Annotated in this window: 18 protein-coding genes; 11 read left to right on the top strand and 7 right to left on the bottom strand. The window is 32.5% G+C overall.

What is annotated here, in order from left to right; all coding sequences use genetic code 11:
* Positions 1-29 precede the first annotated feature (29 nt).
* Complete coding sequence (mnmE, locus tag H277_RS0112800; protein WP_019975998.1) at positions 30-1,427, bottom strand: tRNA uridine-5-carboxymethylaminomethyl(34) synthesis GTPase MnmE; 1,398 nt, start codon at positions 1,425-1,427, stop codon at positions 30-32.
* A 258-nt stretch (positions 1,428-1,685) separates the two neighbouring features.
* Here mnmE and H277_RS0112795 point away from each other — a divergent pair, with 258 nt between their 5' ends.
* From H277_RS0112795 to H277_RS0112785, 3 genes are read left to right on the top strand one after another with little or no spacing between them, the layout of a single operon-like run.
* Complete coding sequence (locus H277_RS0112795; protein WP_019975997.1) at positions 1,686-2,306, top strand: hypothetical protein; 621 nt, start codon at positions 1,686-1,688, stop codon at positions 2,304-2,306.
* Between the two features lie 4 nt (positions 2,307-2,310).
* Complete coding sequence (locus H277_RS0112790) at positions 2,311-2,976, top strand: hypothetical protein (RefSeq protein WP_019975996.1); 666 nt, start codon at positions 2,311-2,313, stop codon at positions 2,974-2,976.
* 5 nt (positions 2,977-2,981) lie between these two features.
* Complete coding sequence (locus H277_RS0112785; RefSeq protein WP_019975995.1) at positions 2,982-3,647, top strand: hypothetical protein; 666 nt, start codon at positions 2,982-2,984, stop codon at positions 3,645-3,647.
* Between the two features lie 323 nt (positions 3,648-3,970).
* Here the strand turns inward: H277_RS0112785 and H277_RS0112775 are convergent, their stop codons facing one another.
* The 4 genes from H277_RS0112775 to H277_RS0112760 all read right to left on the bottom strand — a co-directional run bounded on the left by H277_RS0112775 (position 3,971) and on the right by H277_RS0112760 (position 7,218).
* Positions 3,971-4,705, bottom strand: coding sequence for an SIMPL domain-containing protein (locus H277_RS0112775; RefSeq protein ID WP_019975993.1), 735 nt, complete (start codon positions 4,703-4,705; stop codon positions 3,971-3,973).
* 65 nt (positions 4,706-4,770) lie between these two features.
* On the bottom strand, positions 4,771-5,403 hold the full coding sequence (locus H277_RS0112770) for a thiamine diphosphokinase (protein WP_019975992.1): 633 nt from the start codon (positions 5,401-5,403) through the stop codon (positions 4,771-4,773).
* The gene (locus H277_RS0112765; RefSeq protein ID WP_019975991.1) at positions 5,396-5,962 is read right to left on the bottom strand and encodes a cob(I)yrinic acid a,c-diamide adenosyltransferase; all 567 of its coding nucleotides are present in this window, start codon (positions 5,960-5,962) and stop codon (positions 5,396-5,398) included. Before H277_RS0112765 ends, H277_RS0112770 begins: the two co-directional genes overlap by 8 nt.
* Before the next feature lie 38 nt (positions 5,963-6,000).
* On the bottom strand, positions 6,001-7,218 hold the full coding sequence (locus H277_RS0112760) for an MDR family MFS transporter (RefSeq protein WP_019975990.1): 1,218 nt from the start codon (positions 7,216-7,218) through the stop codon (positions 6,001-6,003).
* A gap of 123 nt (positions 7,219-7,341) precedes the next feature.
* On the opposite strand from H277_RS0112760, the gene H277_RS0112755 reads away from it, so the two are divergent.
* The 4 genes from H277_RS0112755 (at position 7,342) to H277_RS0112740 (ending at position 12,453) form a co-directional block, all read left to right on the top strand.
* Complete coding sequence (locus H277_RS0112755; protein WP_019975989.1) at positions 7,342-8,190, top strand: DUF6929 family protein; 849 nt, start codon at positions 7,342-7,344, stop codon at positions 8,188-8,190.
* A 122-nt stretch (positions 8,191-8,312) separates the two neighbouring features.
* On the top strand, positions 8,313-11,228 hold the full coding sequence (locus tag H277_RS0112750) for a protein translocase subunit SecDF (protein ID WP_019975988.1): 2,916 nt from the start codon (positions 8,313-8,315) through the stop codon (positions 11,226-11,228).
* A gap of 92 nt (positions 11,229-11,320) precedes the next feature.
* Positions 11,321-11,878 (top strand): twin-arginine translocase TatA/TatE family subunit, encoded by a 558-nt coding sequence (locus H277_RS20025; protein WP_081623225.1) that lies wholly within the window; start codon positions 11,321-11,323, stop codon positions 11,876-11,878.
* A complete protein-coding gene (locus tag H277_RS0112740) occupies positions 11,878-12,453 on the top strand; it encodes a phosphatase PAP2 family protein (RefSeq protein ID WP_019975986.1) in 576 nt (191 codons plus the stop codon). Before H277_RS20025 ends, H277_RS0112740 begins: the two co-directional genes overlap by 1 nt.
* A 456-nt stretch (positions 12,454-12,909) precedes the next feature.
* On the opposite strand, the gene H277_RS0112735 is transcribed toward H277_RS0112740, so the two are convergent.
* Both H277_RS0112735 and H277_RS0112730 read right to left on the bottom strand, forming a co-directional pair.
* Positions 12,910-14,058, bottom strand: a complete 1,149-nt coding sequence (locus tag H277_RS0112735) for an AI-2E family transporter (RefSeq protein ID WP_026357586.1) — start codon at positions 14,056-14,058, stop codon at positions 12,910-12,912.
* Positions 14,059-14,204: 146 nt separating this feature from the next.
* The gene (locus H277_RS0112730; protein WP_026357585.1) at positions 14,205-16,361 is read right to left on the bottom strand and encodes a S46 family peptidase; all 2,157 of its coding nucleotides are present in this window, start codon (positions 16,359-16,361) and stop codon (positions 14,205-14,207) included.
* A gap of 160 nt (positions 16,362-16,521) precedes the next feature.
* Here H277_RS0112730 and H277_RS0112725 point away from each other — a divergent pair, with 160 nt between their 5' ends.
* The 4 genes from H277_RS0112725 (at position 16,522) to H277_RS0112710 (ending at position 21,820) form a co-directional block, all read left to right on the top strand.
* On the top strand, positions 16,522-17,361 hold the full coding sequence (locus tag H277_RS0112725; RefSeq protein WP_146810418.1) for a hypothetical protein: 840 nt from the start codon (positions 16,522-16,524) through the stop codon (positions 17,359-17,361).
* 156 nt (positions 17,362-17,517) lie between these two features.
* On the top strand, positions 17,518-18,282 hold the full coding sequence (locus H277_RS0112720; RefSeq protein ID WP_019975981.1) for a hypothetical protein: 765 nt from the start codon (positions 17,518-17,520) through the stop codon (positions 18,280-18,282).
* A 42-nt stretch (positions 18,283-18,324) separates the two neighbouring features.
* The gene (gene lipB, locus H277_RS0112715) at positions 18,325-19,038 is read left to right on the top strand and encodes a lipoyl(octanoyl) transferase LipB (protein ID WP_019975980.1); all 714 of its coding nucleotides are present in this window, start codon (positions 18,325-18,327) and stop codon (positions 19,036-19,038) included.
* A 64-nt stretch (positions 19,039-19,102) separates the two neighbouring features.
* Positions 19,103-21,820 carry a helix-turn-helix and ligand-binding sensor domain-containing protein gene (locus tag H277_RS0112710; RefSeq protein ID WP_019975979.1) on the top strand — a complete coding sequence of 906 codons (2,718 nt, stop codon included), beginning with the start codon at positions 19,103-19,105 and terminating at the stop codon, positions 21,818-21,820.
* Positions 21,821-21,836 lie beyond the last annotated feature (16 nt).

The raw sequence follows: 21,836 nt of genomic DNA, 5'->3' as shown, positions 1-21,836 counted from the left end.
AATGTAGTAATTGTCTTGTATTTGCTTTTCTACTTCCCGATACAAAACTTTCCGAAAATAGTTCCCAATATATCTTGGTCAACATCAATTTCTCCGGTAATATGTCCCAAATAAGTGAGAGCTTCGCGAATATCCATGGCTAATAAATCGCCCGGAAGTCCCATATCCATTCCTTGTTTGATTTTTCCAATTTGTGATAGCGTATTTTGTAACGCCTCTAAATGACGGGAATTTGTCACAATCGTATCGTCTTGGTTGGTACCTTTCAGTTTAATTTGATGAATTAATTGTTCTTTCAATGCATCGATGTTAAACTGATCTTTAGCTGAAATTTCTAAATGCACAACATCTTTAAACTCCTGTTTTAACGCATCAGATATGGCTGATTCATTATTTGTTACATCAATTTTGTTTGCTACATTAAATAAAATTTTTCCACGTCGTTGCAAATCATCCAACTGATTGGCAATTTGGTTATCCGCTGTGATATTTGCGTCATATAAATAAACGATGATGGAAGCATTGTCTATTTTTTCAAAGGTTTTTTCAATACCAATACGTTCTATTGTATCTCCTGCTTCACGTATACCGGCCGTGTCAATAAAACGGAAGCCAACACCATCAATATAGATCGTTTCTTCAATGGTATCACGGGTTGTTCCTTCAATATCGGAAACAATTGCACGTTCTTCATTTAAGAGCGCATTCAATAAAGTAGATTTTCCTGCATTCGGAGCACCAACAATAGCAACCGGAACACCGTTTTTAATAACATTTCCAAAAGCGAATGAATCGGCTAAACGCTTCAGAATTGTTTGCAGTTTATTCAGTAAATCATAAAACTGGGTGCGATCTGCAAATTCAACATCTTCTTCAGAAAAATCCAATTCCAATTCCATCAAAGCTGCAAAATTGATCATTTGATCACGTAAGTCTTTGATTTGATTTGAGAAACCGCCACGCATTTGTTTAATGGCTATTTCATGCGAGGCTTTAGAATCAGAAGCAATCAAATCCGCAACTGCTTCCGCTTGGGTTAAATCCATTTTGCCATTCCAAAATGCACGAAATGTATATTCACCCGGATTGGCATTGCGAATGCCAATCTTATTCAATAATTCTAAAACTTTTTGTTGAATATATATCGATCCATGTGTCGAAATTTCAACCACATCTTCTCCTGTGTAAGAATGCGGATTTTTGAAAATGGAAAAAAGTGCTTCATCTACAATCGTGTCTCCATCCATTACATACCCTAGGTGTATGGTATGTGAAGCTGCATCAATCAAAGATTTTGTTCGATTAAATTTTGATTGATAAATCTGAGCAACTTTAGAAATTGCTTCTGGTCCGGAAATACGAATAACCGCAATAGCGCCCATTCCATTGGCTGTAGCCAATGCACAAATTGTATCATTGTTTAGCATAAGACAAATTTACAATTTTATCGATGAGTGAAGAAATTATTATTTTGATTTGTTAAAAACTGTTAAACTTATTGTGTTATCTATTTTAGATAAAAGAGGTATGGTTTTGTTATATAGCGTCTTACGGATTTTTGATTAATTACTCTTATGTAATATGGTCATTTTAACATTATTATATAAAGCTCAATAGGCCTAAATTTGCACCCTTTATAATTAGTAATAGCCAATTTACTATAGTTTAATCTTTCACTTAAATAAATGAAAACAATTTTAGTTGCACTCACATCACTATTTACTTCAACTTTCTTATTTGCACAAGTTGGAATAAATACTGAAAATCCAAGAGGAGCATTGGATGTAAACGGAGACATGATTTCTGGTCAGTTAATTTTTCCAAAAAATCTAGATCCGGTAGACGAGAGTATCAAAAAAACGTACAACTTACTTGTTCAGAATACGGTAACCAATAATATTGAGTTATTGGATGTTCGCACTACAGATAATACAGGTATTGCAGCGTTAGTAACCTTTGAGCTTGTCGCACCAAACGGAGACTGGGTCGAGAATTTTAATACACGTATTGATGCAAGCAAATATGCCTTAGTGGTTCTTAGTGGTTATTTTTCAGATAATGTTTCCGGTACAGAAACTGCTAAAAGTGCTTTGCCGGGAGTAGGAGCGAAAGTGGTAAACAACCAGTGGATTTTGAATGCAGATTATCCGGGAATTTCTTCTAGTATTACTAATGGTACGCAGAAATGGATTATTACATGTTCACTTTTTCCAAAAACCTATGTTAAAATTTTTCCTGAACAAACCATCGATATGAGAAATTCTAATACGAATGCAAATACAGGAGGTACACCAATTTTAAATTAAGAAAATGAAGAGAATTTTTATCATAAAAAGTTTGTTGTTAATAGTTGGAATTGCACATGGACAAGTAGGGATTGGTGTTTCTGGCAACGATCTAACCAAAGAAGAGTTGCAAATCAACGGAAATTTAATTATTACCAATAAAATTGGTCAAACTAATAAATTAGAAGAATTAGCTGAAAAAAAGATTGTCAATAATGTTTCGGTAGATACAGATTATCGTGTCATTGCACAGGATCCGAATACGAATGGAAATGTAAAAGGTCAAATAAAAGAAATGTTTGGACAGCAAAATGTCTTGCCAATTATCATTCAGCCTTATGAAATATTAAATGTAAATGGGGATGATTTAGATGATTTGAATCTTAATATTCCAACAAACGACTATTTTATAGCGATTACAAATTTTGAAGCTGTGGATAGGTTAAAACAAGGTTTTCCTTCTGCTACGAATAAAGGACGTTTCGAATACAATGCCTTCAAAGGTTCCGATAATATGTGGCATATAAAAATCAGAAATCCATATGCAAGCCCGGCTAATTCTGCAAATGCATTTAATTACAATTTTGATATTCTGATTTATCCGAACAGATTTTTTAAAGATTTAGGGACAAAGTCATATAATTTGGGAGGGAGTCAAAATGGAGATGCAAAAACACCATTAATAGATTAATTAAGATGAAAAATAAAGTATACATTCTACTGACAATAATTGTTTGTGTAACATCTTTTGCACAAACATATACGCCAGGGGTAGGGATTAATAAAGAAAACCCGAGCAGAACATTGGACGTAAACGGAACAACAATATCCAAAGGGAATACAGATAAATGGTTTTTCGAGAATCCGGGGATTTACAATGGGAAATCAAATGACAGTTACCTAACTGTAATTGATAAAGGGGATAATAAAATGAAAGTTTTTAACCCGTCGACAATGAGTTATGCATCAATTAATTATGCGACATTTAGATTCAATAGATTACCAAATACCGGCTTACTTTCTTATGACACGAAAATAGATGCTGCTAAATACCATGTGATGGTTGGAGGATTTATTATTTATGGAGGAGGAACGGATACAACCTCACCAACAGTTTCACTAACTTCTACAAAAATCAACGGGAATGTTTTATACACATCAAGAGCAGATGTTGGACCAAATAATACATGGATCTTAAAATTTCAGCCCAATAATGGTGTGACATTTGACCAAACAAGAATAGACTTAATTCTTAATGTAGCCATCTACAGAAAAAACCTTTTATCGGATACCAATAAAAAGATAACGTTTGATATGAAAAATACAAAAACAGGAAGTGTTCCTCGTCCTGATAAAATATAAGGGTGTTTTGTGTATAAAGGTTGAAGTTATTAGATGGGTAAATTGTAAACAACTTGTTTTTAAGTGTTTATAATTTGTAACGATTAAAAAACAGATGAGTTGTTTTTATATTTAGAAAAATGGCACAGTTTTAGATTTGCATTATAAAATTGGAAATTATAATGTCTTCAAAAAAGAATTACGCTACAAAGAGAGGCATTGGTATAGGTAATTTTAAATTAAAATTAGTAGATGTACTGATTCTGGTAACATTTTTAATATTGTTAGTTGTAGCATTCACTTAAAAATAAAAAGCTTCTTTATGACAAAAGAAGCTTTTTTTATTATTTGGATGTATAACTTGTTCTAACTGTAATTTGTGCTGTTTTCTGACGGGAAGTAGTGTTAAAAGCTCCTCCGGAAGAATATTCTTCGTTATCATTTTTACCTGTAATTTGAAAAATACCTAAATCTGCTTGTTTCAACTTTCCAAGGCTCGAGCCCGATTTTATTGCAATGTTCTCCGCTCGCTGTTTTGCATTTTCAGATGCTTGTGCAATCAATTCAAGTTTTAAATCTTCCAATTTCGAATAATAATAATTCGGATTAGATGAACTTAATTCAATTCCCTGGCTGATTAAATTTGAGATTTCTCGGGAAGCTTTCTCTATTTTATCTAATTCTTTCGATTCTATTGTAGCATCCTGTGAAAGGTTATAACCTGTGAATTGACTGGTCGAATTTCCATTTGCATCTGTACCATATTGAAAATCTTTTGAAATACTTACTGCTTCAAAAATAATTTCATTTGGTTTAATGCCTTGCGAAATCAAGAAATTTTTTACAATTTTTTGATCCTCTTTTAACTGATCGGAAGCAACTCTTAAATCATAATCTTTACGGCTGAATGTTGCACGCCACTTGACTAAATCGGCATTAAAATCTTTTAAAGCATTTCCCGTTACATTGATCGATTCGTTACTTTTAAATTTGTATTTATAAGCATTTCCCAAAATGCATGTTGCTACAATTAACCCCACGGCTAAAATGGATGCAACAATTACTGAAAATTTATTCATAGTTGTATGGTTTTCAGTAAAGATACAAAAAAAGCAAAAGGAACGTTTCACTAGTATCAGTGAAATTAGGTCAAAAGAATTGGGAAATCCTGATCGATAATAAAAATAACTAAACTCCCTTCGGAATATTCTATTGTAACAATATCATCATTTGCTTTATTCCGCGTCCCGACACGAGAAAGTAAATTCAAATCCTCCTTATTTAAAGGGTATTCCAAACCTTTAGTCACGATGTTTTTGCATTCAGGGAAAGGCAATAAAGAGATTGTTCTTCCAAAGTATCCTTCTAATTCGGTTTGTTTTTCCGCAAAAAAATAATGACTGTAATTGTCGTAAAACAATATATTAATCTTGTCTTTGAAACGGAATGCAGCATTAAGATTTCCAATAAAATGATCTTGTTGACGACCACTTGCTCCAAAAACATCAACATGCTCAAAACCTTTGTCTAAAATGATTTGTAAGGCTTTGGCAAAATCAGTATCATTTTGTTCCGGAGTAGAAATAATTTCGATTCCCGACGGAAAATCACTGATTTCCGTCGAATCAAAATCACCTGAAATCACATCAGGTTGTATATTGAGTTGTTGCAAATAGCGGAAAGCGCCATCTGTACAAAAAATAAGCTCGTAATTTGTTGTATCAGGTAGGGTTGAAGGTACTTCACCATTCAGAAATAAAAGGACTTTTTTATTCACCTGGAATCCATTTTACTTCTTCATGATTGTTGTCTGAAGCAATTTTTCGACCTAAAACAAACAAATAATCCGAAAGACGATTCAAGTATTTTTGCAATTCAGGACGAATGTCTTCAACTTCAGCTAAACCAACTGTCAAGCGTTCTGCACGACGACAAATACAACGTGCTACATGTGCATGAGATGCTGCTTGGTTTCCTCCGGGAAGAATAAAATGTGTCAATTGTTCTAATTGTCCTTCAAGATCATCAATCCAATCTTCCAATTGAATGATGTCATCTTCAGATATCGTTTTTGGAATACGAGGTTTACCATTGGCCAAATATAACTTATCAACAGGAGTAGCCAATTCAGCACCCAGGTTAAACAAATCTTTTTGAATAATGATAATTTCCTCTTCTAAGGCAGGATCTATTTCATACGAACGAATTAATCCCAAATATGAATTGAGTTCATCAACGGTTCCATATGAATCAATTTTTAAACTGTTTTTAGAGACACGTGTTCCTCCATATAATCCGGTAGTTCCCTTGTCTCCTGTTTTTGTATATACTTTCATCTTACTTTCAAATTATAATTACCGAAGATATGAAAATCTTAAATATTTTTCGGTAAAAGAGGTTTGGTAAAAAAATGATAACCGATAGCCACAATGATTAAAACGATCGTCGTAATAATCCAAAGTGTACTAAATCCGTAGTCTGTTGCAACATGTGTTCCTAAAAAAGGAGAAATAATAAATGCAATGGCGACAGACATTCCGTTTAGTCCCATATAAGCACCTCTGTTGTTTTTTTGAGAACGAAAAGCGGTTACAGTTGACATTAACGGTAGTACAAGCATTTCTCCAATAGACATTAAGCCAATTGCTAAATAAAGCATGCCCAATGTATGACTAAATGTAAAGATGAAGTAACTAATGGCTGTAATAAAAGAACCGAATACTAAAAGTTGGGTAACGGAGAATCTTTTTTCAGTATAATGAATCAATAGCATTTCGAACACAACAATCAAAAAACCGCTGAATCCCATTAACAATCCAATTTCTGTTTGCGTTAAATGGACCACATCTTTATAAAATAAAGGTAAAGTATTTAAAATTTGAAAGAATGCAACGGAGAATAATACACAAAATAAATTGAACATTAAAAATGGTGTATCTGTATAGGCGTTACGTTCTTTTTCAATGATTACTTTTTCTGAGGTAGTTTCTGTTGCGGCGTTCCTTTCCTTACGTCCTTTAAAGAATACATAGAAGACAACTCCGGCAATTAATGCTGCTCCTGCATTGCAATAAAATAACAGGTCGTATGAATAATTAGATAAAAATCCTCCCATTGACGGTCCGATAGAGAAACCTAAATTAACAGCCATTCTATTCAAAGAAAATGCACGAGTTATATTTTCTTTTTTTGCATAACGTGTGATTGCAACAGAGTTTGCAGGACGAAACATTTCGCTTATTGTACTTAAAACAAGCATAATGACTGCAAAAGATTCCACCGTTTTAAAATAAGGCAAAATCAAAAATAAAGGAGCACTTAAAAACAAACTAATTGCCTGTACTTTAAAGTTTCCTATTTTATCTGTAATCCAACCTCCTAGCCAAGATCCTATAACAGAACCAACGCCAAAACAACTCAGTACAATTCCGGAACTTTCTAAAGAAAAGCCTAATTCGGAAATCATATAAATTCCTAAAAACGGTAAAACCATCGAACCCATACGGTTCAATAACATCACGATTGCTAACATCCAAGATTCTTGAGAAAGTCCGCTGTAGGCGTCAATGTAAATTTTTAGAATTTTTTTCATCTCCTAATTTTCTTTAAACTTTTGCAAAGTTAAGTTCTTTTTTTGCAAAAAAACGCTTATTTACCAAGGTTTCTGATATTCTTTGATTACTTTTGGAATCTCTATAAAACAAAACTTAAAACTATGCTGTTTTACAACTTCATTCTTAAGGTTTTAATCGTTATAAATGGGCTGGGAGCTGCATCCGGATTGGTAGTAGACAAGCATCATGTGTATACCATTTCCGACGATGACGCACATTTGTATATTTATAACAAAAAGAAAAAAGAAGTCGAAAAAGTAAACCTTAATCCGGAAGTAAAATCCGGAGAAGGTAATAAAAAGGATAAACCGGATTTTGAGGCAATCACGAAATATGAAGATCACTTATATATTTTTGGTTCAGGATCGAAGGAAAATAGGTTCGATCTGATTTCTTACAATGTGAAAACCCAAAAAGTGGAGAATGATAGTTATCGTTTTCTTTTTGAGGAGTTTTTGAAGGTGTCAGAATTAACAAAAAAAGATTTTAATATTGAAGGAATTCTTATTGATGGACAGTGTACTTACTTTTTTAACAGAGGAAACGGACCTGCCGGAGTAAACGGAATTTTCAGAGTAGGAGGAAAAATAAATGATTTACGAAATAAACAAATTGACTTTTTCCCGATTACTTTGCCAAAACTGAACAATGAAACGACAACATTTTCGGATGCTATTCTAGTGAACGGAAAAGTTTTATTTACTGCAACAGTAGAATCTAAAAGTACAACTCAGTTTAATGGAGAAATAAAAGGCTCAATTATCGGTGAATTAGATTTGCATAAAATGGAAGTTATTCGTTGGCAAAAAATAGCAGATGATAAAAAGATAGAAGGTTTAGCTTTGCACAAAGAATCCCGAAAAAAATATACCTTGTACTTGTGTGAGGACAACGATGACGATTCAAAAAAAGCGTCAATTTATATTTATAAATACCAAAAAAAAATCTAACATATTAGAATAACGGATGACGAAATACGGACATCGAATTTCGATTTATTCTTAAAAAATTGTGAAAGTATTTTCAAGACTATTATATTTGTCCGTCAAAATTTATTTATCAATTAAACATTATGCGAGGAAGATGGCTCATTGCAGCATTTGCAATTATTTTAAGTCTCTTGTGTATCAGACAACTAAGTTATACTTGGTACACAACTAAAGTGGAGCATGAGGCGGCGCGTTTGGCGAGTAAGCCGGAAGATGAACCAAGAATTTTAGATAGCTTGGCTCAACATCCACTTGATTTGGGAATTATAAAGTACGATTATACGTATGCCAAAAACAATGAAATCAATTTAGGATTAGATTTGAAAGGTGGTATCAACGTAATCTTACAGGTTTCTGAGAGAGATTTAATCGAGAATTTATCAGCTAAAAGTCAAAACCCTATGTTGGCAGCGGCTTTGGATGCAACAGATAAAGCTCAAAAAACGAATGGTAACGTACCTTATGTTGAATTATTTTTTCAAGAATTTGATAAAATAAAAGGAGGAACAAAATATGCGGCTCCGGATTTGTTTGGAAACAAAAACAATGCGGATAAAATTGCGTACAACGCTTCTGATGATCAGGTAAAAGAAGTTATTCGTAAAGATATCGAAGCGAAAGTTGCAACAGCTTATGATGTAATCAGCTCTCGTATTAACCAATTTGGAGTTGTTGAACCGGTTATTCAACGTTTAGGTGATAAAGGGGACGGTCGAATCTTGGTCGAATTACCAGGTGTTTCGGATACGGATCGTGTAAAAAAATTATTACAATCTACAGCTAAGTTAGAGTTTTGGCAAGTTGTTCGTCAGGACCCTACAGTTTTACAATATTTTTCTAGTGTTAACACAGAAAAATACAATGTAAAGAACGACAAAGGGCAGTCAATCAAATCATTGGCAGAGGTTATGCAACCTGCAGGTTCTAATGCAAGTTTTGTTGTAGATGTTAAAGATACAGCTGTTGTCAATCGTGTGATGCAAGACAAAGGTTTTGTACCGGGATTACCAGCAAATATTAGAGGATACAAATACTCTTGGGCAAACAAGCCAATGGATTTAGGCAAACAAGCAAATGATAAGACTGCGCCTAAGTTATTAGAGTTTTATGTGTTAAAAGGAAAAAATGGTTCACAAGAACCGTTGATTACAGGAGATAAAGTTGTTTCTGCTTCTGCAGAACGTAATGCAGGTTCTATCACAAATGAACCGGTGGTTTCGATGCAGATGAATCAAGTAGGAGCACAGGAATGGGCTCGTATTACAGACGAATTGAAACCTTCTGCTGTTGACCGTAACGGACAGGGTGTTGCGATTGTATTGGATAACATGGTTTATTCTGCCCCAAACATTAAGAATCAGATTACAGGAGGAAACTCTCAGATTTCTGGAAACTTTACATTGGAAGAGGCAAAAGATTTAGCAAATATTTTACAAGCAGGTTCTTTACCGGCTTCATCTAAAATTGTTTCGGCTGAGGTTGTAGGACCGTCTTTAGGACAGGAGGCAATCAACAGTTCGTTAATCGCTTTCGGATGCGCATTTGCATTGGTATTAATCTGGATGTTGTTTTACTACAGCCGTGCAGGGATTTATGCGAATATTGCATTAATCATCAACTTATTGTTCTTATTAGGATTTTTAGTTTCATTAAAAGCAACCTTATCATTACCAGGTATCGCCGGGATTATCTTGACGTTGGTAACCGGTATGGATGCGAATATCTTGATTTATGAACGGGTAAAAGAGGAATTAAGAAAAGGAAAATCATTGCGTCAGGCGGTAGATTTTGCGTACTCTTGGAAAGGAGCTTTCTCAGCAATTATAGATGCCAATTCAACATCATTTATCACGGCATTAATTTTATTCTTCTTTGGTAAAGGTCCTGTTGTAGGTTTCGCTACTACATTTATGATTGGTATTTTCACATCAACATTTACAGCGATTTTTATTACACGTTACTTTGTTGAAGGACGTTTGGCAAAAGGAAAATCAGTTCCTTTCTATACATCATTTACAGCGCATTGGTTACAAAATATCAAGGTTGATTTATTGAAAACCAGAAAAGTATCGTATATCATTTCGATTATTTTAACTGTTGTAGCGTTAATCTCTATTTTCACAAAAGGATTTGATATGGGTATCGAATTCCAAGGTGGACGTACCTATACAGTTCGTTTTGATAAACATGTAGATCCTCAACAAATTTCTGAAAGTTTAGGTGATGTGTTTGTGTTGGAGGGAGAAAAAATGATGCCTCAGGTAAAAACATATGGAGGTCAAAACCAGGTGAAAATAACAACTGCTTACAAAGCAGATGAAGACGGGACGAATGTTGATGATGAAATTAAAGACAAACTGTATACAGGTCTAAAATCATATTTACCTGCAAGTATGTCTGAAAAAGATTTCTCAGAAGACAATGCTTCTATTGGGTTAATGTCTTCTGCAAAAGTAGGGCCTACAATTGCTGATGATACAACAAGAGCTTCTTATATAGCAGTTTCTTTAGCATTAGTTGCAATTTTCTTCTACTTAATCGTGATGTTCAAACGTTGGCAATTCTCATTATCAACCATCATTGCATTAGCACACGATGTAATCATTGTATTAGGAGTCTTCTCTTTATTAAAAGGAATTATGCCTTTTAACATGGAGATTGATCAAGCGTTTATCGCCGCGATTTTGACAGTAATTGGTTACTCGATGAATGACTCGATTATTATCCTTGACCGTATCCGTGAAAACTTAACAGTTGAGAAAAAACATAACTTGTATGATATCATCAATATTTCTACATCAGAAACATTGTCTCGTACAATTAATACGTCTTTATCGACATTCTTAATCGTGTTAATCATTTTTGCATTTGGTGGAGAATCAATCAAAGGATTCATGTTTGCGAAATTAATCGGTATCGTTATTGGTACATTCTCATCGATTTTCGTGGCCTCTCCTTTATTGTATGACTTTACGAAAAAAGGTCAAATGAATAAATAAGATTCAAATTTTAAATAAATTTTAAGAAAGCCATCAAAGAAATTTGATGGCTTTTTTTATTTTTCTCAATTTAGATTTTATACATTTGTTTCGTGAATAGTTTAGTAATATACCCAGCATTTTTAGACTTCCAGGAAGTCGTAATTATTATGGTGGTTGCTGTAGTAATTTTTGGACCAGATAAAATTCCGGAAATTGCTCGTGGTTTAGGAACTGCTGTACGTAAGTTGAAGGAAGCTTCTGAAGATATCAAACAAGAAATTATGAATCCGGTTCAGGAGGTAGACCCAACGAAAGATATTCAGAATACGATCAAGGAATTGAACCCGATGAATGAAATAAAAGATTCTTTCCAAAAGATAAGTCCAATGGACGATTTTCAAAAATCGTTTGATGAAGTTCGTAATCCGGTAGATGAAATTCACAATGCCATTCATCAGGATAATCCAGTCGATTCAGCACTTAAAGATACGGATGATGCATCGGTAATGAAACCAGTTGATCCTATTCAAGATGCAGATAGTCAACAAATACCTTCAGAACCAATTGTAGAAAAACCAGTTGAGCCTGTAGTGAAAGAACCAACAATTGAGGAGGAACCAAAATCTGTAGACGAGGCATTGGGATTAGGTGGATCAGTAAGTAGATAATGATACAAGATTTTTTTGACTGGGACGTACAACTATTTTTGTACTTCAATAATTTAGGAACGGAAAGTTGGGATTGGTTTTGGCTTTTAGTCACCAATAAAAAAACATGGATTCCGCTCTATATAATTTTTCTGATTTTGTTGTACATCAAACTGGGTTGGAAAAAAACACTATTGGCGGGAATTTGTATTGCATTGATGATTACTTGTGCGGATCAGTTTACAAATATTTTGAAAAATTATTTTCACCGTTTTCGTCCGTGTTATACAGAGTCTATTCAAGGTTTATTTCGCCCGATAGATTGTGAAGGGAGAGGGAAATACGGTTTTACATCGGCCCATGCTTCAAATCATATCGCAATAGCCATTTTTATGGGAATTCTCTTGAGACGCTATTACAAATGGTTACTCTATGTGCTGATTGTTTGGGCGTTGATGGTTGCTTACAGTAGAGTGTATGTCGGTGTACATTTTACGGGTGATATATTTTTTGGAACATTAATCGGGATTTTTTTCTCTATTGTTTTTATAAAATTGTATTATTTTTTAGAAAAAAAATATTTAAAGAAGAATTAAAATCAACTTATATTCATTAAAAAAGTCGAGAACAAGTTGTTCTCGACTTTTTTAATGAATATATCTATTACTATTTCGAAGAATAATTTGATTATTTTTCTTCTTGTGTTTTGGGATAACTTTCAACAGTACATTGAATAGTTCTGCTTCGTTTAAGAAATTCTAATCAAATCTAAATTATGGTAAAAAATACTTATTTCAGAACTCATTCTATCAATTGTGATATTATTTTCTATGGTTGGTTCTTGAACTTCAATTGATGAAAAATTATAAAATGAAATCGTCTAAAATTTCCCCTTGTTGGTGAAATGAAGGACTAAATTCAACTTGTAAAAGGTTGTACTTTACTTCAGTTGTATCAGATTACTTGCATGATGTATTTAGTATCAATAGATTAAAGATTGTAAATGAAATATATTTTATAATCAATGCACATTATGTAAAACAGAACTTGAATTATTCAATATTTTCATCTAGTTCCACCGGTTTTTTTCTCCGTTTTATGGCTTTTTTATTGGCTAAAAATGAATTCAAATCTTCATCAATTTCTGTTGAGTCTTCGTCACCTAATAAATATCCCCAAGGTTTTAATTCGTTGACATTATCAAAAACAATCTTCATTAAAGCAAGTATGGGAATAGAGAGCAACATTCCCATAATTCCCCATGTCATTTCACCGATAACTAAACCAATGATAACAATTAACGAATTGATTTTGACTTTAGATCCTACAATCTTTGGCATAACAACATTTCCGTCTATTGCATGTATAGCAATAAAAGCAATCAAGACTAAAAATAATTTTGAAGCAGACATCGTTGCAAACGTGATAATAAGGGTCACGATTAATGAAATAATGATGCCGACATAGGGAACAACATTCAAGACACCCGTTAAAATAGCAAGTACAAAACGATATTTAAGACCAAGAATAGAAAAGGCAATAAATGCTAAAATAGAAACAATAATCATTTGTAAAAATAATCCGATCAGATATTGTTTTACCATTTTTTGGATAGACGTAATGACATTATAGACTTGATCATGCGTATTTGAGTTGAAAGCATAGTATAAGAATTTTACCAAATGGCGACGATAAATTAAAAGGAAAACAATGTATAAGAATGTAAACAAAATTGTAACTGCCATAGACGAAACAATTGAAATCACTTTTTCAATTACAATTGTACTTGTTTCGATCGTTGTTTTTACATTCTTCGTCAAATATTCTATTTGCGCATGGGAATTAACGCCAAAGGTTTCATGAATCCATTTTTGTAAATCCATAAAAGCTGCAATAATCTGCTTTTGGAAAATAGGCCATTCGTTTGCTATCTCGGCCATTTGAATTGCGATAAGGTAAAGTATTCCAAGAATGAAAGCTGCAAAAAGCAAAGTCGTTATAATGCTGGAAATAGCACGAGGAATTCGTAAATATCTTTCAAAAAACGTACACAATGGGGTTAATAATATCGAAATTAAAAAACCTAAAATTAAAGGAACTAAAATTCCTTTTCCTATTATTGAAATAAATGTTAAACAGATGATTGACAATAATGTGCAAGTTAATTTTAGGTAAAATGGCCATTTTCTAATGACATCCATAATGCAGTGTATTTTGTGTTGACGAATTTATAAATAGGTTCTATAAATATAGTTTTATTTATTAAAACTATATTTAAATTTTGTCGTTTATTTCAATAAAAAAACCACGTTGTAAAAACGTGGTTTTCAAAAAATATAATGAAAGATTATTTTTTATTTTCGTCGATAATGGTCATCTCATCAATTAGACGTTGTGCATTTGCATATTTATCAACTACCCATAAAATGTAACGAGCATCTACCATAATGTTACGGCAAATTTCCGGATCATAGTTCAAATCTGACATTGTTCCTTCCCAAACACGGTCAAAGTTTAAACCAATTAATTCTCCCTTTGCATTCAAAGCAGGCGAACCGGAATTTCCTCCTGTTGTATGGTTTGTAGCGATAAAGTTGACAGGTAATTTTCCTGATTTATCTGCATATTTGCCATAATCTTTGTTATCATATAAGTGTAACATATGTTTTGGTAAATCATATTCATAATCTCCTGGGATATATTTCTCCATTATACCTTCCATATGAGTTACAGGCTCATAATAAACAGCATCACGAGGTTGATAACCATCAACTTTTCCGTATGTTACACGTAAAGTAGAGTTGGCATCCGGAAAGATTTTCTTGTCAGTAAACACTTCCATTTGACCTTTCATATACGTGCGCATCAATTTATTAACCTTGTCTTGATTTGTTAAATATGTTGGGGTAACTTTTGTTTGATTAGCGTTTAAAATTAAACGAATTTGTGCAATTAAAGCATCTTCTTTCAATGCTTTGATAAATTCAGCATCATTTTCAGCTAATGTTTTGATATTCCCTAAAACTGATTGCCCATTAATTGTTTTTGTTCCATTAATGACCGAATTTCCTAATGCCGTTTTAATATTTGCAGCAGTTGTATTTGGCAATAAGTTTTGTGGAACAACCTTGAAATAGTTCTCAGCTAAATCAGAAGAAATTGTTTTGTCTAATTCAGGATTGTAGTCCTTGTGCATAGAAGCTACAGTATTTAATGCTTTTGCTTTCGTTTCAGCATAATTTTTTTGCCCTACTGCATTCAAAATATTATTTAATGTTAAAGCCATTCTGAATGTTTCAGAATTAGAGAAAAAAGTCTCTGAATACATGGTGTAAGCCAAAGAATAATCCTGGTTTGCTTTATTGATTTGATTTAAATCTGAAATGATAGTGGAATACTGTGCTTTTAATTTCGGATTTTTAGCAATACGATTCAGAAATTCCTGTTCATATTGTTGACGCTTTTCAACCGCTTTCGAACGATTAAGCCCTAAAACTTCTCCAATCCATTTTTTGTGAGCATTCGAAATACGCGCTTGTTTAGAAGCATAAGCGATACGAGTCGCGTTGTCTTCACGCATTTTTTTATCGATGTGCGATAATGCAATTGTACGTACATGAATACGGGCAGGATTAATCACATCTTTGATTTGCTCAATAGAAGATGCTGGTAAATATTCGTCTGTTGTTCCCGGGAAACCATAAACAAATGTGAAGTCATCTTCATTGATTCCTGTAATATTGACGGGTAAAAAATGTTTTGGTTTGTAAGGAACATTTTCAGGAGAATAGTCTGCAGGCTTATTGTTTTTGTCGGCATAAATTCTAAACATAGAGAAGTCTCCTGTGTGACGTGGCCAAACCCAGTTGTCAGTATCATTTCCGTACTTTCCGATAGCTGAAGGTGGTGCGCCGACTAAGCGAACATCTTTATAAGTTTCTATTGTAAATTGGTAATATTTATTTCCTTTGTAAAAAGGCTTGATGAAAACAGATTGATAAGATTCTGTTTTACTTTTTGCATTAAAATCTTCAGTATTTTTTTTGATGATTTTATTACGCTCTTCTTCAGACATGTTATCGTTAACACCTTTCAGAATAGAAGTGGTTACATCCTTTATATCAACAATAAAAGAAGCTGTCAAACCTTTGTTAGGCAATTCGTCTTTCAATTCTTTTGCCCAAAAACCATCTGTTAAATAATCATTTTCTAAAGATGAATGAGATTGGATTTCTCCATAACCACAGTGATGATTTGTAAGCAATAGCCCGTTTGGAGAAATAACTTCGGAAGTACATCCACCACCAAAGTGGGCAACCGCATTATTGATACTTTTATCACCTGTACTGAAAATGTCTTTTGATGAGATTTTTAACCCCATTTCTTTCATTTCCTTTTCATTCAATTCTGTCGGAATCCACATTCCTCCGCCTTGTTGAGCAAACACATTGAAGCTTGCAAAAAAAGCCATTAAAATAGACCCTTTAACGAATAGTTTCTTCATTTTTTTTGATTATTTTATTCTATCGATTTCTTAGAATTCCAAAGATAAAGAATTTTACCTAAATCAAATTGGTTTATGGGAACCATTAATAAATGCGCGTTATTTTCCGTATTTCATCTAAATCCATTAATTTTAACAAAAATTAACAAACAACTCAGTTATGTATAAAAGACTATTTACTTTTTTATTGATCATCGTATCACTTACCTCTTGTACAATGACAGAAGAAGTGACTGTAAATGAAAAAGGAGAAGTAGAATATCTTCAGAAAATTGATATGCCACAATTTGCTGCAATGATGAATTCTAGTGATTTGGATGAAAAAATAGAAAAAAATCTGATTTCGAATACAGAATATACGTACTTAGATTTTATAAAGATGATAGAAGAAGTAGGAGGCCAAAAAACAAAGGATAAATTTTCAAAATTCTCAATTTATAAAGATGAATTAGCTGCAATAGATTTTTTAAAACTAAGGTTAGATTTAAGAGATAAGTTTGCAATAGAAGTAATCAATCGTTCTGCATCTGTTGATGAATTTAATGAGAAATCTGCAATTATTGAAAAAGTTTTCGGAGAGATTAAATTGAAAGAAGAACAACGGATTTTGACAGAATCATTCCAAAAGAAAAGAAAGAAAAGGAAAGCTAAATTAGAAAATGAGACGCCACTATTTTCTGATAACCCTATGGGAACAATGACGAGCGCTAGATTCTTTTATGATGGGAAAACATTTTCTAAATCTATTGACAGTGAAAAGTTTTCGAATGATTTTCATACAAATGATTTATCAACAGAAGAAGAAAAACAAATGTTTTTCGGAATGTTGAAACAAATAAAATTTAAGTACAAATATACGTTTCCGAAGAAAATAAAATCTTTAAACCTTGCTGATGCAATGTTTACAGCTGACGGAAAATCATTTGTAAAAGAATATACATTGGAAGAAATTTTAAATGCTCCACATTTAGGCGATTTTAAAGTTGAATTGGAAGATTAATTCTATCCATCTCCCATGAAGAGCTTTTAAAAAAACAGGTGAAGTTTACTTCATCTGTTTTTTTATGAATTAAAGTTATTTTGAATAAACCAGTAATAATAGTGAGGTTTTTAGTGATTATTTTGACTTATTTTTGAAAATAGTAGAAAAATAAAAATGAAAAAAATACTATTTATAGTACCTGTAATAGCAGGTTTAAACTCTTGTACAGTAAAAGAAGAATATACGATAGGAAAAAGTGGTCGTATACAGTATAATTATTCATTGAATGGAAGTGATTTGAAAGATTTTATGGCAGAAGAAGAAAGTTTTGAAAAAACTTTAAATGAGAAAAAAGACTTTGTAGAAGCATTAGGAAGGGGGATTACGATAGAAGAGTTTTATAAAAGATTAACAGACGATCATGATTTATTGAAGCATCATAATGCAGCTGCAGTAAAATATTTTAAAGAAAATAAAACGACCTACAACCAGTTGAAACACCATAAATTATATGTCAACTTTGATCAACTAACTTATAACACGGAACTGAAAACAACTTCAGAAAATATAGATCAGGAAAGTAAGTTGCTGAATAATTTCTTATTTAATTTTTTTATCGCGATTGACAATCCTTTCAATACAAATTATTTGACCAATACGAAAACTGCCACAAACAATAGTTTTGAAATAATCTTCAATAAAGCAGATTATAAACAATTAATCAATAGTTTGACAAAAGAATTTGATTCTCGTATGCAGGATAATATGATGTTTAATAAAATGTTCAATTACCAATTAATTATTCACACGCCCGATAAAATTTTAAGCAGTTCGAAGGATGGAAGTTATTATACATTAGACCAGAAAACAATAAAATTAGACTATACATTCGCGGAAATTATTTCGGAAGAGAATAAATCTGTCAAGATTACTTTTTAAGCACATAGTTTCGTAAATTTGTAATCCGAAACACCTTGTAAAATGAAACAAATTGTCGAATTCCGGGATTTAGGAATTAACAGAGATTACCAAGAAATCTGGGATTATCAAGAAAGTCTTCTAGCAGAAAATATAGCTGTAAAACAATACAACAGAGCACAAGAAAAGGAAGGGAATACAGATTTTAAAACGACTAAGAATCATTTGCTATTTGTAGAACATCCTCATGTGTATACATTAGGAAAAAGCGGGCACTTGGAGAATATGTTAGCTTCCGGTGATAAACTAAATGAGATTCAAGCTACATTTGTCAAAACAAACCGCGGAGGAGATATTACGTACCATGGACCACAACAATTGGTGGGATATCCAATTATGGATTTAGACCTTTTCAAACCGGATATTCATTTGTATATGCGCAATTTGGAAGAAGTAATCATCAAAACAATTGCTGAATATGGGTTAAAAGGGGAGCGTTCGCAAGGAGAAACCGGTGTTTGGCTGGACGTTGGACGTCCATTTGCCCGTAAAATTTGTGCAATGGGGGTTAAGGCCTCTCGCTGGGTGACCATGCATGGTTTTGCATTGAATGTCAATACAGATTTACGGTATTTTGAGTATATCGTTCCTTGTGGAATTCAAGATAAAGCTGTTGCATCATTGGAAAGAGAACTTGGACAACGAGTGGATATGGCTGAAGTAAAAGAATTTACGAAGAAACATTTTGCTGAAGTATTCGATGTAGAAATTAAATAAGAGAATTTCAAAAATATAATTTATTTTTAAAGACTGTTTTCAAACAGTCTTTTTTTATTGAATAATGAGAAGCTTATATATTCTGTTTTTACTTGTTTCTGCTCTTACCAAGTCCCAATCGTTTGCACCTATTATCACAAATTACCCTAAAAGTGAATATTTGGGTGAATCTCCTATTTGGGACATTACAGAGAACCAAAAACAAGGAAAAGTATATTTTGCAAATAATCGGAATATATTGGAGTATGACGGAAATTTTTGGGAAAAATATTCACCGGATAATTTAACCATTATACGTTCTATCGCCTCGATTAATCATGTGGTGTATTCCGGAGCCCTGAATAATTTTGGGTATTGGAAAACCATAGAAGGAAAGAAAACTTATAGCTCAATTTCAGATAAATTTAAAAGCTTTCAAGGTTTGGAACAGGAAGAAATCTGGAAAATCTTTTATTATAACCGTTCTATTTATTTTCAATCGTTTAATTATTTATTTCAGTTTGATGGTAAATCTGTTAAACGCTACAAACTGCCGGCACTTGCATCTTACATTTATCTCGTAAATGATAAGTTATTGGTGGCAACGATCTCAAAAGGAATTTTTGAGTTTAAAAATGGGCAGTTTGAAAAATATTTTGACATCAAAAAGGATAAAGCAATTGTAGTTCATGGAATAGAAAAATATGGAGACGAGTATTTAATCGGAACATTGACCGAAGGAATTTATAAATACGATAAAAAGTCAGGAGTAAAAGAATTCAATTCAGCATTCAATAAAATGTTGAAAAATTATCTGGTTTTAAAAATGATTCGATTAGGAAATGAATTGATTATAGGAACGTCAAATAATGGAATATATGTGTACAACCTAGTAAATAACACCTATAAAAATTATAATCAAAACTCCGGATTGATCAGTAACACTATTCAAAATATAAAAATTGATTCGAAAGGGAATGCTTGGTTAGGAACTGATAAAGGAATTTCTAAAATAGAATTAAAAAACCAAACACAGCTTTTATATGATTACAATGGGCATTTGGGAAATGTTTTTACGTTTGATTTTGATAAGGATCATATTTTATTGGGAACTAACCACGGATTTTATAAGTATTCGAATGCAATCAACCAAACAAATTCTGTTATTGAAAAAGGGTTGATTTGGAACGTAACCAATATTGATCAGAAAATTTATGTATCCGATAGCTGGGGCACCTACATTTATTCGGGACAATTAAATAAAATATCCTCAATTAACGGCGGTTATAAATTAGTTAAACATAAGAACAAACTATTTCAGTCTTCTTTTACCGGGATAAATGAATATATACAAAATTCAGATAAACAAACAAGTAAAATTTCTAACTTAACCATTCCTATTATTGATTTTGCTCTTGTTGGCAACAAAATTTTAGGAACGGGTAAAAATGGCGGACTGTATTTGTTTGATGCAACTAAAAATACCGGAAAAGAAATCTATTATAAACACAAAAAGCTAATTAATCCGCAGATTGTTATAGGAGATAAAAAAGTTTTTGTTTTAGTTGATGATCAGAAATTGGTCAGATACGATGTGAGTAAAAATTTATTTTCAGAAGAATATTTGGCTTCTAAGTTGAAAAATATCAATCGAATCCGTCAGCTGGCAGAAAATCGTTATTTGGTAGAAGCAGATAATATTCTTTATTATTCGAAGGTAGAACAAAGCAAATTGATTCATTATTTGATTCCAAAGAAATTATATGACGGCAAATTGGTAGATGATAATTTATCAGCCAAAATTAAAGATCAATTTCTCTATATCAACTTGGAAAATGGTTTGTTGAAGTACGATTTGAAATCTATTCGACGCGACTTACCGAATGTGAAAATCAAAGCAAAAATCAACCAAACAATCCTGGAAGATGAACCAAATATTGAATATTCGAATAATTACATCGATTTTTATGTATCTATCCTTAACGACGATTTTGCGAATTATCAATTGTATTATCAATTAAATGATTCTAAAATACATCCCCTTAGTCAGCCAGTTGTTAATTATAAACAATTAGAAAGCGGGAGTTATCAGTTGTCTATTTATGCGTTGAAAGATGGAAATTTTGTTAAACTAAATCATTTCGATTTCCGCATCAAAAAGATATGGTATTTATCAAATTTGATGATATTATTTTATACTTTCTTAATTACTGCTTTAATATTTTCGATCTACAAATACAACCGGATGAAGATGAAACAAAGTTTCAGAATCAAGCAGAAACAATTTGAATATGAGTTGAATTTAATGGAAATGAAGTACCAGCAGGAATTGAAAGAGTTGAGATACAATAAAGAAAAACAGCTTTTGGAAACTTCATTGCAGGCCAAATCGACCGAATTGGCCGGTCAGGCTTTAAGATTAGCTAATCAACGGTCATTGATTTCAGATGTTAACGGTTTATTTGCTCATTTAGAAGCCAATGAAGAGAATAAAAAGCTAAAGAAGAAATTTGAGAAAACGTTTTCGGAATATAGTTACAACAAAAGCGAATGGCAGAATTTTGAACTGAATATCCAGGAAATTCATCAGGATTTTATAAAAAGAATGTCGGAGCAATTTCCTCAGTTAACGGCTAAAGATTTGAAGCTTTGTGTTTTTCTTCGGATGAATTTATCGACAAAGGAAATAGCACCTTTAATGCATCTTAATTATCGCTCTGTGGAACTACAACGTTATAGATTACGCAAAAAAATGGATATTTCATCCGAAATGAATCTAAATAAATTCATGATTAGTTTCTAAATATCAGAAATTTTAT

The organism is Empedobacter brevis NBRC 14943 = ATCC 43319, from assembly GCF_000382425.1.
Lineage (GTDB): Bacteria > Bacteroidota > Bacteroidia > Flavobacteriales > Weeksellaceae > Empedobacter > Empedobacter brevis.
This window is presented reverse-complemented; position numbering and strand designations above follow the sequence as displayed.